We start from the raw sequence: 12,219 nt of genomic DNA on the forward strand, positions 1-12,219 counted from the left end.
CCCCCTCTGTCCTGCCGGACATCTCCCCCACAAGTGGGGAGATTGGCAGCTTCGCCGATGGCGCCGCTTTTTGTGACGTTGGAGATTGGCGAGAGCATTGGCGACATCCGATCTCCCCCCTCGTGGGGGAGATGTCCGGTAGGACAGAGGGGGGCGCTGTCCCACCAACGCTTCTCAAGTTCAACATCATAAAAGCCAAATTTGACCACGTGGACAAAACTCAGGCGCCGTTCCATAGTTCCCTGTCGGACATTCCTGAGAACAGCCGGCTCGACACGGCTGTCAACCAGAGGGGCATTTCCATGAAAAACGACAACTGCAAAATCCAATCGAAACGCGAGGGTTTATCGCGACGCAACGTGCTGGAACTGGGCGCACTTGGCCTGGCTGCCGCCATGCTGCCGGGCAATGCCTTCGCCAAGGACAAACTGAAGGTGGCGGCGATCTTCGCCACGCCGATCGAGGAGCCGTGGGACAACCAGATCCACGTCGCCTTGCAGAAGGCCGAGAAAGAGCTCGGCATCGAGTACAAATGGTCGGAAAAGGTGCAGACCGCCGACTTCAGCCGCGTCATGCGCGAATATGCGCAAGGCGGCTACCAGCTGGTGCTGGGCGATGCCTTCGCCGCCGAGCGTGAATCGCGCCGTACCGCCAAGCAGTTTCCGAAGACCGCCTGGCTGTTCGGCTCGGGCGCCGGGCCGGCGGAACCCAATTTCGGCGTCTTCGACAACTGGATCCATGAGCCGGCCTATCTCTCCGGCCTGATCGCCGGCAAGATGTCGAAATCGGGCACGATCGGCGCCGTGGCGGCGATGGGCATTCCGGAAGTGAACCGGCTGGTCAACGCCTTCTTTGCCGGCGCCAGGGAGGTCAATCCGAACATCAAGAAGAAGGTTGCCTTCATCGGTTCCTTCTTCGATCCGCCGAAGGCGAAGGAAGCCGCGATCGCCCAGATCGATGCCGGCGTCGACGTGATCTATGCCGAGCGCTTCGGCGTCATCGAAGCGGCGGTGGAGAAGAAGATCCTCGCCATCTCCAACATGTCCGACCAGTCGAGCCTCGGCCCCGACACGGTGATCACCGGGCCGGTCTGGAACATGTATCCGACCGTCGAACAGGCGATCAAACTGGTCAAGGCCGGCGTCACCGCGCAGGACTATGGTGATTTCTCGCGCATGGCCAAGGGCGGTTCCTCTTTGGCGCCATACCACAAATTCGACAAGACGTTGCCGGCGGAGGTCAAGGATCTGGTCGAAAAGAAGAAGACCGAAATCCTCGAAGGCAATTTCCGCGTCGACGTGGACGAGAACACGCCGGTTTCGGATTGAGGTTCTGCTTTTTGGGGGTGGATGCCTGCCCGCCCTTCTGTCCTGCCGGACATCTCCCCCTCAAGGGGGGAGATTGGCAGCTTCGTCGGCGGCGCTACCTTGATGGCGAACGGTTAGCGAAAGCCGACGTGACATCCGATCTCCCCCCCTTGAGGGGGAGATGGCCGGCAGGACAGAGGGGGTGCAGCGCATTCCCATCCAGTCAAAGCTGAATCATAAAGCCAGTTCCGATCGGAGTTGCCCTTGCCCGCCCCTCTCATCGAAATGCGCGGCATCACCAAGAGCTTCGGCGCCGTCAAGGCGAACGAGGCCGTGGATCTCAGTGTGGCGCCGGGCGAAATCCTCGGCTTGCTGGGCGAGAACGGTGCCGGCAAGACGACACTGATGAACGTGCTGTTCGGCGCCTATGCGCCCGACGCCGGCGAGATTCTTATCCAGGGCCAGCCGGTGCGGATCAACAGCTCGGCCGATGCGCTCGCCGCCGGCATCGGCATGGTGCACCAGCATTTTCACCTCGCGCCGCGGCTGTCGGTGCTGGAAAACCTGTTGATCGGCATTCCCGGCAAGTCCGGCCGGATCGATCGCGCCGGCGGACTGGCGCGGCTCAACGAAATCGGCCGGCAGCACGGGCTGACGCTCGATCCCGACCTCCCGGTGTCGGCTTTGTCGGTCGGCGAACAGCAGCGGCTGGAAATCGTCAAAGCGCTGTTTCGCGGCGCGCGGCTCTTGATCCTCGACGAGCCGACAGCGGTGCTGGCGCCGACGGAGGTCGACGGGCTGTTTGCGGCGCTGCGTTCGATGGCCGCGCAAGGACTCGGCATCATCTTCATCTCGCACAAGCTCAACGAGGTGCGGGCGCTGACGCATCGCTGCGTGGTGCTGCGGCATGGCCGTGTCGCGGGGCGTGTCGATACGCCGGCCACGACCACTTCATCCGAGATGGCGCAACTGATGTGCGGCCACGAGATCGTGCCGCCGGCCAGGGGGCCGTCGACACCGGGTGCGGCGGTGCTCACCCTCGACGGCATTTCGACGTCAGGTCATTCAGGTACGGTGCTGCGCGGCGTCTCGCTCGCGGTCCGTGCCGGCGAGATCCTCGGCATTGCCGGCGTCTCCGGCAACGGCCAGCGGGCGCTGGCCGATGTGATCTCAGGCGTGCTCATACCGGACGCCGGCCAGATGACGATAGCCGGCAAAGCAGTGTCGCGGTTCTCGCCGCGCGAGGTGCAGACGCTCGGTCTCGGGCGCATCCCGGAGGACCGCATGACGACCGGGCTGGTCACCAATCTGCCGCTCGCCGATTCCATGGTGCTGCCGCGCATCGGCACCGAAGCCTTCAGCCGCAAGGGGCTGCTCAAGCCCGATGCGATCCGCGCCTTCACTGAGGAACAGATCAAAGTGTATGACATTCGTTGCCCCGGGCCGATGACGCGTGCCGGGGCGCTGTCCGGCGGCAATCTGCAGAAGGCGCTGTTGGCGCGCGAGCTTGCCTTCGACCCAAAAGTGCTGATCGTGTCGCAGCCGACACGCGGCCTCGACATAGGTGCCGCCCGTTTCATCCACGAAAAGTTCTTGGACATGCGGGCCAAGGGCTGCGGCATCATCGTCATCGGCGAGGATCTCGAGGAACTGCTGATGCTCTGCGACCGCATCGCGGTGATGTATGAGGGCCGCATCGCCGGCACGCTGGACAGTGCGGACGCCACCGTGGCGCGGCTCGGCCTGCTGATGACCGGGGCCGGGCAGGCAGAGGAGGCGGCCTGATGTTTCGCCTCGAAGCCCGCACCTCGACACCCGCCTGGTTCAATCTGGCCCTGCCGCTGCTGGCGATCGGGGCGACACTCATCCTGTGCAGCGGCCTCATTGCGCTGGCCGGCGCCGGCGTCGTCGAAGCCTATGGCGTGATGTTTTCGGCCTCGCTCGGCGACAGCTACGCCATCACCGAAACGCTGGTTCGGGCAACACCGATGATCTTCACCGGACTTGCCGTGGCGATCGCCTTCCGCGCAAAATTCTGGAACATTGGCGCCGAGGGGCAGTTGCTGGCGGGTGCGGTGGCTAGCTGCGCCGTCGGCGCCATCCCTATGCCGGGGCCGCTCGCCATGCTCTTGATGGCGCTGGCGGGTGCTGCCGCTGGTGCCGCGGTGGCGCTGGTGCCGGCGACGCTCAGGGTGAAATTCAAGGTCGACGACGTGGTCAGCTCGCTGCTGCTCAACTCGGTCATCTTCTACGCCCTGATGGCGCTGATCGAGGGGCCGTGGAAGGACAGTTTCAGCGGCTATCCGATCTCGCCGCCGATCGAGGATTCGGCGAACTTCCCGGTGCTGCTCGAAGGCACGCGGCTGCATCTCGGCGTGGTGGCGGCGCTGGTCGCGGCACCCTTGATCTGGTTCCTGATCGTGCGCACGACGCTCGGCTTCCGGATCCGGGTCACCGGCGAAAACCCCGAGGCGGCGCGCTATGGCGGCATCCATGTCGAACGCGTGCTGATCTCGACCGCGCTGCTCTCCGGTGCGCTGGCCGGGCTGGCCGGGGTCGGCGAGGTCGGCGGCGTGCATTTCCAGGTGATGAGCGACATCTCGCCGGGCTACGGCTATTCCGGCATCGTCGTCGCCATGCTGGCGAGACTCAATCCGCTCGGCGTGGTGCCGGCGGCGATCTTCCTTGCCGCCGTCATGACCGGCGCCGAGGCGATGTCGCGGGCGACCGGCGTGCCGGCTTTCCTCAGTGATGTCATCCAGGGCACGGCGCTGCTTGCCATGTTGGTGGCGCTGCTGTTCACCGCCTATCGCCTCCGCCGCGTCGGAGCTGCGCGATGAGCGCGGTGTTCGAACAGATCTTTCAGGTCGGCTTCCTCGGCGCGATTATCCGCATCGCTACGCCGCTGGCCTTTGCGACGCTCGGCGAAATGTTCTCCGAGCGGGCCGGCGTGCTCAATCTCGGTATCGAAGGCATCATGCTGCTATCGGCGATGACCGGCTTCACCGCCACCAGCCTGAGCGGCAGCTTGTGGCTGGGCGTGCTGGTCGCGGTGCTGACAGGCATGCTGATGGGGGCGCTGCATGCGCTGTTTACGGTGGCGCTCGGCCTCAGCCAGCATGTCTGCGGCATCGGCGTGACGCTGTTCTGTTCAGGGCTAGCCTATTTCCTTTATCGGTTGATCTTCGGCCAGCAATCGGTGCCGCCGAACATCAAGGGTTTTCAGACGCTGCCAATCCCGGTTCTCTCGGACATCCCGGTGCTCGGACCGGCGGTGTTCAACCAGTTCTCGCTGGTCTACATGGCGATCATCGCCATCCCGCTTGCCGCCTTCGTGCTTTACCGCACGCCCTGGGGCCTGTCGGTGCGCATGGTCGGCGAAAATCCGCGCGCTGCCGATTCTGCCGGCGTCGGCGTCATTGCCACGCGTTTCCAGGCCGTCATTCTCGGCGGCGCCTTGATGGGCCTGGCCGGGGCCTTCCTGTCGATGGCGCAGTTCAACGCCTTCACCTTCGGCGTCGTCTCCGGGCGCGGCTGGGTGGCGATCGGGCTGGTGGTGTTCGGCCGCTGGGACCCGTGGCGCTCGGCGGGCGCCGCGCTGCTGTTCGCCTTCGTCGACGCCTTGCAACTGCGCATGCAGGCGAGCGGGCTCGGCCATATCCCCTATGAAGCGTTCCTGATGCTGCCCTTCATCTTCACCATCGTCGCCATGGCGGTGATGTCGCGCAATGCAGTGGCGCCTTCAGCGCTGCTCAAGCCGTTTCGACGCGAGGAGCGCTGACAGCCCGAGCGGCTGCCAGCGCTCCGCTTCTCACATCGCGGTAAAGCCGTTGTCGACGAACAGATGCGCGCCGGTGACGAAGCTCGACTCGTCGCTGGCCAGATACAGCGCGGCCTTCGCCACCTCTTCCGGCTCGCCGATGCGGCCCTGCTGCGCGGCGAGTGCCGCATCGGAAACATCGACGCCGAGTTTTCCCAGATCGGCGACCTCGCGCATCCCATGCGGCGTGCGGATGAAGCCGGGGCAGACCGCGTTGCAGCGGATGTTGCGGTCGCGGAACTCGACGGCGATGGCGCGCGCGAACATGTGGCAGGCGCCCTTGGTGGTGTCGTAGAGCACTTCCATCGGCGTCGCCGCCACCGCCGAGATCGACGAGGTGCAGACGATCGAGCCGCCGCCGGCTGATATCATGCCGGGCAGCACGGCGCGCGTCATCAGGAACATCGAGCGCACATTGACGGCATGCAGCCAGTCCCATTCCTGAACGGTCGTCTCCAGGAAGGGCTTTATCACGATGGTTCCGGCATGGTTGAACAGCACGGTGACCGGGCCGAGTTTTTCGCCAGCGCCCTTCACCGCGGCCTCGACCTGCGCTTCGTCGGAAACATCGGCTACGAAATGCTCGGCGACATGGCCACGCGCCCGGATCGCCGCTGCCGTAGCTGCCGCGGCTTCGCCGTTGCGGTCGATGATCGCCACCTTGGCGCCTTCCGCCGCGAACAGTTCCGAGGCCGCCCCGCCCATTCCGGTCGCGCCGCCCGAAACGATGGCGACCTTGCCCGCCAGTCTTTCGCCCATGCCTTTTCTCCCATGCCCTGGATTGGTCGTTTCACATTGCCGTTTGCGATGATGCTATCCTTCAAGCACCGGATGGCCAATGCCTGAAACCGGGCAGAAAGGCGAGGATATAGGGCCATTCAAGCGCGGAGGCGCATGTCGCCGCCTTGGCCGATCGATCGCGATTACGCAGCGCTCAGCAAAGCGGAACCAAATTTTCCGCCGACTGGAGAAAATCGTTCCAACAATCGCCAAAAAATAGCACTCGACAAAGTCTACTGATTTTATAGATTAACCGGCGAGACGGAGGTCGATATGTCCTATATCCAGAACGCTCAGACTGATCGCAACGGCCAGAGGCTGGTCAATGGCCAGGCCTTTCGCCCGGCCTATGCGGGCGCCTTCGCCTATCTCGTTTTCGCTCTTGCGTTCGTGTTCACCGGGGCAGTCGTTCTCGGCCTTATTCCCTGAGTTAGGGGTGGCGGCCTACCGCCTTCAATCCGAGTTTGAAAAACCTGATCGCGGTGCGCTTTCGTGCGCCCGGGTGATGGATTTCGGATTCGCCGCATCAGCTATTCCCAACGTGATGGAGGAGATGGCAATGCCGATCGAGTTCACGCATGTTCCCGGTAAAACGCAGGACGCCAGTTTTTTCTATGATTTCGTCGAGACCGCGAACAAGCTCTCGCTGGTCGAGGATGCCGGCTTCAGGAAGATCGTCGTCGACGATCAGGCCGGCCTTTTGACCAATATGGACATTGCCGCCCAGACGCTGGACCGCACCTCGTCGCTCGAAGTGGTGCTGACACATTGGGCCGGCGTCATCGAGCCGACGGTGGCGGCGCGGCAACTGGCGGCGCTGGATGTCAAAAGCGGCGGCCGGCTGTCGCTCAGGATGCTCAGTGAGCCGCTCAGCGACGACGATGCCGAGGCGCGTCCGGTCGGCCACACTGTGGTCTGGCAACGCATTGACGAATATCTGGTCTTGCTGAAGCGGCTGTGGTCGAACGACAGGCCTTTCGACCATGAAGGCGCCTTCTACAGCGTCAAAGGCGGCTACGTCCCGCGCAAGGGGCCGCACTGCGTGACCATCCGCATGGGCGGACAGTCCGGAACCGCGCTCAAGGTTGCCGGGCGGCATGCGGATGTCTTCGAATTGGCCGCCGGCTCGCTGGACGAGGTTAGGCTGCTGATGCAGCGCGTGCGCAGTGCTGCTGCCGAACACGGGCGCGCCGGCAAGGTGCGGTTCGCGCTGCCGGTTCGGATTCGTTCCGAAGGCAAGGCCGCCGCCACCGATCACAAGGCGATCGAGGTTTCAGGTCCGCCGGGGCAGATCGCGCTTTCGCTGCTGCCCTATGCGGCCCTGGGTGTAAATGAGTTCATGATCGCCGGCATCGACCGGCCACGCGAGATCGCCACGGTCGGCCGCGAAACGGCGACGCTGCTCAGTAACACGCTGGCGCGCCGCGAGGCCGAGATGCCGCAGCCGGAGGCGTTTGTATCGCGCGCTGTTCCGGAAGTTCGCGCGGCGGGCTGAGCTGTGCAGAAGAGAGCCCTTCTGTAGCGATCCTTCACCAGAGGCGTGTGAAGGATCGCTACCGTTTTCATTCTCTCGCCTTCCCAGACAGCCGCGACAGCGCCGCCAGCACAGCACTTGAATCCGCCAGCGCCCCAAAGACGCCGTCCTCGACCGTGATCATGTGCAGCGCTGCCTCATGCGCGTATCTGTCGCCGCTGGCGCAGGCGTCCGAAATCGTCAGGCACTGGAAATTCCGATCGCAGGCCTCGCGCAGCGTTGTGTGCACGCAGACATCGGTCGTGCATCCCGAAAACAAGAGATGCGTGATGCCCTGCGAGCGCAGGACAAGTTCCAAATCTGTATAGGTGAAGGCGCCGTTGCAGGTCTTGTCGACGATGATGTCCTGAGGTGCGATGTCGATCTCTGGCACGATCTGGAAGCCGGAACCGGATCGCAGCAGGATGTCGGTGCCGTCGAGGCCGGCGCGCTTGCGGCGCCATTTTTCGTACGGCGTCATGTCGGCCATGTCGGCCCGATAGCCTTGCCTGGTGTGGATGATCCTGAGGCCGGCCGCGCGTGCTGCCGCGATCAGCCGGCTAACCGTCGGCAAGATGGCGCGCAGTGGAGCCGGGTCGTAGCCCTGTTTGGCAAAATAGCCAGTCGTCGACAGGAAATCCTGTTGCAGGTCGATGACGATGAGGGCGGTGTTTTCCGGCACCAGCCTGCCGTCATAGGGGAAATCGAACGGTGTCGCCTTGATCATGTGCCGCTTGCCTCACGCTTGCTGCCCATCATCGTGGTCGGGGAAGGCGCCGCCGTCCACCCTCTCAGTCGCCGATGCCAGGTGCTGGGCGTCATGCAGGCGCCGGTAGATGCCGCGCAGCTGCAGACCGAGACCGCGATTGTCGGCGCCGTAGAGATTGCCGGTGGCGCCGGGGATGTAGCGCAGCGCATCGTTCAGGCTGTTGACGGCTTGGGCTTCCATCTGGTCCTTGGTGATGACCGATATCGACTGCGGCGTCTCAATCAGCGGCGTGTCGGTCTTGGTGCCGGTCGAGCCTTGTTTGGCGACATAACCGTCGACCGGCCCGAAGGCGTTGTCGACGCGTTCCTGCACCTGGATCGGGTCGAGATTGGTCGCTTCCTGCGCGAAAGCCCGACCGCCGCCGAAGAGCGCAACCAGCGATATGGCCGCCGCAGGCAGGCTTCGTCCGCCCCGAAATGTTCCACGAGCAGAAACCAGCCGCGCCAACCCCCGGAACTTGCCCGATTTCGACGTGCCGCCCGTGCGTCACGACATTTTTGTTGATTCAAAAAGTCATCTTCAGAGTTGACTAGTAAACTCATGTTTCATAGGCAATGGTTGCCGGGAACCGGATGCTGGGACCTGCGCAAGCCGGAGTTGCAGAAAGGCCGAAAGCGTGGCTGGAGTTCAAACTGCCTTCCGTATCGAAGCGGTGCGTTTCGCCGTCGGCGAGCGGACCCTGCTCGGCCCGGTCTCGCTCGAACTCGAGCGTTCGCGCGTCTACGGACTGATCGGCCACAATGGGTCGGGCAAGTCGACGCTCATCAAGCTTCTGGCGCGCCAGCAGCCGGCAAGTGCCGGCGCGATCAGCTTCGCCGAGCGGCCGCTGGCCGGATGGGGCGCGCGCGAATTGGCGCGTGCGCTGGCCTACCTGCCGCAGACGACGCCGGCGGCGACCGGCCTCACCGTGCGCGAACTGGCGACGCTCGGGCGCTATCCCTGGCATGGCGCGCTCGGCCGCTTCGGCCATGAGGACAAAAGGCATGTCGAGGAGGCGCTGGCGCTGACCGACATGGCCGGTTTCGCCGACCGGTTGGTGGACGAACTGTCCGGCGGCGAGCGCCAGCGCGCCTGGCTCGCCATGCTGGTGGCGCAGAATGCCGGCGTCATGCTGCTCGACGAGCCGATCTCGGCGCTCGACATCGCGCATCAGGTCGAAGTGCTGCGCCTCGTCAAGGATCTCAGCCGCAAACGCGACCTTTGCGTCGTCGTCGTGCTGCACGATCCCAGCATGGCGGCGCGCTACTGCGACGAGCTGATCGCGCTGAAGGACGGCCGGCTGCTGACCCGCGGCACGCCCGGCGAGATCATGCAGGGCGACGTGCTCAAGGGTATTTTCGGCGTCGAGATGGGGGTGTTTGCGCATCCCGTCACCGGCCAGCCGATCGGTTACGTGCAATGACAAAGCGAGGACGAAGCGTGTCCAGAACTGGTTTGTTGGCGGCGCTGGCCGCATCGGTCGTCCTGTCGACCGGCGCAGTCGTGGCGCAGGAACAGCCGGCAACGCCGGCTCCGGCAGTACAGGCCCCGGTAACCCAGGCCCCGGCGGCACAAGCGCCCTCCGCGCCCGCCGCAAATGCGCCGGCCGCAGCCGCGCCGGCGGAGCCGCAGCCAGGCGTTCAGCCGGCACCGCCAGCGGCAGGAGCAGAGCCGTCGACGGTGATCTCGCTGACGCTGCCACACGACCTGTCGCCCTGGGGCATGTTCATGGCCGCCGACATCATCGTCAAAGCGGTGATGATCGGGCTTGCCTTCGCGTCTTTTGTCACCTGGACGATCTGGCTGGCCAAGTCGCTGGAGATTTTTGGCGGCAAGCTGCGCGCGCGCCGCGCGGCCAACGCCATCGGCAATGCCGCGACGCTGATGCAGGCCGGGCGTGCGCTCGGCCACAACAACGGCCCCGGCGCCCTTCTGGTGCGCGCAGCCGAGGAAGAGGCGGCGCTTTCGGCCGGCGCGCTCAATCACGTCTCGGGCGAGGGCCTGAAGGAGCGCGTCACGTCCCGCCTGGCGCGTATCGAGGCGGCCGCGGCGCGGCGCATGTCGCGCGGAACCGGCCTGCTGGCGACGATCGGCTCGACCGCGCCTTTTGTCGGCCTGTTCGGCACAGTCTGGGGCATCATGAACGCCTTCATCGGCATCTCGCAGGCGCAGACCACCAATCTGGCGGTCGTGGCGCCCGGCATCGCCGAGGCGCTGCTCGCCACCGCCATGGGCCTGGTGGCGGCAATCCCGGCGGTGGTCATCTACAACGTCTTTGCGCGATCCATAGCCGGCTACCGGCAGATCCTTGCCGATGCCTCGGCTGGCGTCGAGCGGCTGGTCAGCCGCGACCTCGATTTCCGCACCGTGCCGCCGGCAAGTGCCATGGCAGCGGAGTAAGCAGCCATGGCGGCTAGAATTCGCGAAACGGCAAGCGACGATCTCGAGGAAAGCCACGAGATCAACGTCACGCCGTTCATCGACGTCATCCTGGTGCTGCTGATCATCTTCATGGTCGCGGCACCGCTGGCGACGGTCGATGTCAATGTCGACCTGCCCGGCTCGACCGCGACGCCGGCGCCGCGGCCCGAGACGCCAATCTTCCTGACGCTGAAAAGCGATCTCACCCTGGCGATCGGCAATGACAGCGTGCCGCGCCCCACCTTAGCCGCCGTGCTCGACGGCAGGACCAAGGGCGACAAGCAGACGCGCATCTTTCTGCGCGCCGACAAGACGGTCGGCTATGGCGATCTGATGGAGGTGATGAACCTTCTGCGCGGCGCCGGCTATCTCAAGATCGCGCTGGTCGGGCTGGAGACATTGCCCGCCGCCGATGCCACCGCGCCGGCCACGAGCGGAAGTCCGGCGCCGGCGCCAAACGGCAGCCCAGCCCAATGACTGAAGCCGCCGCCCTGCCCAGGATCGATCCGCCGCGCTTCAGCGTGCGCACGGCTGGCCTGTGGGCAGGCGCGGCAGCTCTGGTTCTGGTCGCGCATGTGGCGGTCGCCTATGCCGTGCAGAATTTCAGCCTGACCGAGATGTCGGATGGCGGGCCGCCACCGGCACTGGCGATCGAAATGTCGCCGATGGTGATCGCACCCGCCGTTCAGGAAGAGACGCCGATGTCGGATGTGGTGACGCCCGACCAGGCCGATCCAGTTGAGGAGACCATCGCCGAGGTGAAGCCGGTGACCGAGCCGACACCGGAGCCGGTCGTGGAAGATGCGGAGCCGGTCGCCGAACAGCCGGTCGAAGCCGAAGAGGCCACGGCGCCCGAGCCGGCGGAGCCGACGGTTGCAGCGCTGAGCGAGCAGCCGCCACCACTCGAAGAGGTCGTGCCCGACATCGTCGAGACGGTCGCGCCCGACGTGGTCATCCCGCTGCCGCAGCCGAAGCCGATCCAGACGGAAGTCAAGGCGAACAAGCCGGTCGAAGCGAAGAAGACGACGGAAAAGAAGCCTGTCGAAAAGCCGAAACAGCGCAAGAAGAAGGAGAAGGCAGCACCGCCCAAGACGGTGACGACTGCCAGCATCGACGCCAAGGCTGCGGCCAAGGCCGCCGCGCCAAAGTCGTCCGATGGGGCGCCGCGGTCGAGCGTCAGCCCGTCGCGGTGGAATGCCAGCCTGGCGGCGTGGATCCGGCGGCACACGCGCTACCCGAGCGCGGCAAAATCCAGACGGGCCGAAGGCACCCCGAACGTGACCTTCATCGTCGACGCGTCCGGCAGAGTGGTCTCTGCTCGGCTTGCCCGCTCGTCGGGCGACGCCGATCTCGACCGCGCGGCGCTCAGCGCGCTGAAGGGCGCCACGGTGCCCACGCCGCCGGCGGAGCTCGGTGCGCGCGTCACCCGCACGGCGCCTTTCGTTTTCAGCCTGCGCGACTAGCTGGAAATCCCTCCAGCCAGCCGGCGCGCCATGCAATCACTTTCGCGCTTGACTGACCGACGGGACGGAATAGGCTGATCCACGAAAATACCGGCCTTGGTCGCCGGGCGGCAAGAATGCCTCGTATGCCTCTCCCACCGGGTCGAGGCTGCGGGGCATTGTCATTT

At 65.1% G+C, this 12,219-nt stretch carries 13 protein-coding genes; 10 read left to right on the plus strand and 3 right to left on the minus strand.

Features of this window, described 5'->3' with window-relative positions; genetic code table 11:
- The first annotated feature begins 302 nt into the window (after positions 1–302).
- The 4 genes from AC04SI_RS05685 (at position 303) to AC04SI_RS05700 (ending at position 5,088) form a co-directional block, all read left to right on the plus strand.
- On the plus strand, positions 303–1,328 hold the full coding sequence (locus AC04SI_RS05685) for a BMP family protein (protein WP_488473996.1): 1,026 nt from the start codon (positions 303–305) through the stop codon (positions 1,326–1,328).
- Positions 1,329–1,571: 243 nt separating this feature from the next.
- On the plus strand, positions 1,572–3,092 hold the full coding sequence (locus AC04SI_RS05690; protein WP_488473997.1) for an ABC transporter ATP-binding protein: 1,521 nt from the start codon (positions 1,572–1,574) through the stop codon (positions 3,090–3,092).
- Complete coding sequence (locus AC04SI_RS05695) at positions 3,092–4,147, plus strand: ABC transporter permease (protein ID WP_404278571.1); 1,056 nt, start codon at positions 3,092–3,094, stop codon at positions 4,145–4,147. The genes AC04SI_RS05690 and AC04SI_RS05695 overlap by 1 nt, the downstream gene beginning before the upstream one ends.
- On the plus strand, positions 4,144–5,088 hold the full coding sequence (locus tag AC04SI_RS05700) for an ABC transporter permease (RefSeq protein WP_488473998.1): 945 nt from the start codon (positions 4,144–4,146) through the stop codon (positions 5,086–5,088). The genes AC04SI_RS05695 and AC04SI_RS05700 overlap by 4 nt, the downstream gene beginning before the upstream one ends.
- A gap of 30 nt (positions 5,089–5,118) precedes the next feature.
- Here AC04SI_RS05700 and AC04SI_RS05705 read toward each other — a convergent pair whose 3' ends face one another.
- Complete coding sequence (locus AC04SI_RS05705) at positions 5,119–5,886, minus strand: SDR family NAD(P)-dependent oxidoreductase (RefSeq protein ID WP_404278575.1); 768 nt, start codon at positions 5,884–5,886, stop codon at positions 5,119–5,121.
- Between the two features lie 294 nt (positions 5,887–6,180).
- On the opposite strand from AC04SI_RS05705, the gene AC04SI_RS05710 reads away from it, so the two are divergent.
- Together AC04SI_RS05710 and AC04SI_RS05715 are read left to right on the plus strand one after the other, a co-directional pair.
- Positions 6,181–6,336: a hypothetical protein gene (locus AC04SI_RS05710; RefSeq protein WP_404278576.1), complete on the plus strand. Its 156-nt coding sequence runs from the start codon at positions 6,181–6,183 to the stop codon at positions 6,334–6,336.
- A 130-nt stretch (positions 6,337–6,466) separates the two neighbouring features.
- Positions 6,467–7,402, plus strand: a complete 936-nt coding sequence (locus tag AC04SI_RS05715; protein ID WP_404278578.1) for an LLM class flavin-dependent oxidoreductase — start codon at positions 6,467–6,469, stop codon at positions 7,400–7,402.
- Between the two features lie 67 nt (positions 7,403–7,469).
- Here AC04SI_RS05715 and AC04SI_RS05720 read toward each other — a convergent pair whose 3' ends face one another.
- Both AC04SI_RS05720 and AC04SI_RS05725 read right to left on the minus strand, forming a co-directional pair.
- Positions 7,470–8,147, minus strand: a complete 678-nt coding sequence (locus tag AC04SI_RS05720; RefSeq protein ID WP_404278580.1) for a cysteine hydrolase family protein — start codon at positions 8,145–8,147, stop codon at positions 7,470–7,472.
- A gap of 12 nt (positions 8,148–8,159) precedes the next feature.
- The gene (locus tag AC04SI_RS05725) at positions 8,160–8,636 is read right to left on the minus strand and encodes a TonB-dependent receptor plug domain-containing protein (RefSeq protein ID WP_488473999.1); all 477 of its coding nucleotides are present in this window, start codon (positions 8,634–8,636) and stop codon (positions 8,160–8,162) included.
- Between the two features lie 169 nt (positions 8,637–8,805).
- Between AC04SI_RS05725 and AC04SI_RS05730 the strand changes: the two genes are divergently transcribed.
- From AC04SI_RS05730 to AC04SI_RS05745, 4 genes are read left to right on the plus strand one after another with little or no spacing between them, the layout of a single operon-like run.
- Positions 8,806–9,591: an ATP-binding cassette domain-containing protein gene (locus AC04SI_RS05730; RefSeq protein ID WP_404278584.1), complete on the plus strand. Its 786-nt coding sequence runs from the start codon at positions 8,806–8,808 to the stop codon at positions 9,589–9,591.
- Positions 9,592–9,608: 17 nt separating this feature from the next.
- Entirely contained in the window at positions 9,609–10,568 is a 960-nt protein-coding gene (gene exbB / locus AC04SI_RS05735; protein WP_488474000.1) for a tonB-system energizer ExbB, read from the plus strand.
- Between the two features lie 6 nt (positions 10,569–10,574).
- The gene (gene exbD / locus AC04SI_RS05740; RefSeq protein ID WP_404278588.1) at positions 10,575–11,066 is read left to right on the plus strand and encodes a TonB system transport protein ExbD; all 492 of its coding nucleotides are present in this window, start codon (positions 10,575–10,577) and stop codon (positions 11,064–11,066) included.
- A complete protein-coding gene (locus tag AC04SI_RS05745) occupies positions 11,063–12,052 on the plus strand; it encodes an energy transducer TonB family protein (RefSeq protein WP_404278590.1) in 990 nt (329 codons plus the stop codon). The genes exbD and AC04SI_RS05745 overlap by 4 nt, the downstream gene beginning before the upstream one ends.
- Positions 12,053–12,219 lie beyond the last annotated feature (167 nt).

The sequence above is a fragment of the Mesorhizobium sp. CNPSo 4689 genome (assembly GCF_057784325.1).

Coding starts and splice junctions, on each gene's coding strand:
- AC04SI_RS05745 (WP_404278590.1), top strand. CDS start 11,063: ATGACTGAAGCCGCCGCCCTGCCCAGGATCGATCCGCCGCGCTTCAGC.
- AC04SI_RS05705 (WP_404278575.1), bottom strand. CDS start 5,886: ATGGGCGAAAGACTGGCGGGCAAGGTCGCCATCGTTTCGGGCGGCGCG.
- AC04SI_RS05720 (WP_404278580.1), bottom strand. CDS start 8,147: ATGATCAAGGCGACACCGTTCGATTTCCCCTATGACGGCAGGCTGGTG.
- AC04SI_RS05715 (WP_404278578.1), top strand. CDS start 6,467: ATGCCGATCGAGTTCACGCATGTTCCCGGTAAAACGCAGGACGCCAGT.
- exbD (WP_404278588.1), top strand. CDS start 10,575: ATGGCGGCTAGAATTCGCGAAACGGCAAGCGACGATCTCGAGGAAAGC.
- AC04SI_RS05685 (WP_488473996.1), top strand. CDS start 303: ATGAAAAACGACAACTGCAAAATCCAATCGAAACGCGAGGGTTTATCG.
- AC04SI_RS05710 (WP_404278576.1), top strand. CDS start 6,181: ATGTCCTATATCCAGAACGCTCAGACTGATCGCAACGGCCAGAGGCTG.
- AC04SI_RS05700 (WP_488473998.1), top strand. CDS start 4,144: ATGAGCGCGGTGTTCGAACAGATCTTTCAGGTCGGCTTCCTCGGCGCG.
- AC04SI_RS05695 (WP_404278571.1), top strand. CDS start 3,092: ATGTTTCGCCTCGAAGCCCGCACCTCGACACCCGCCTGGTTCAATCTG.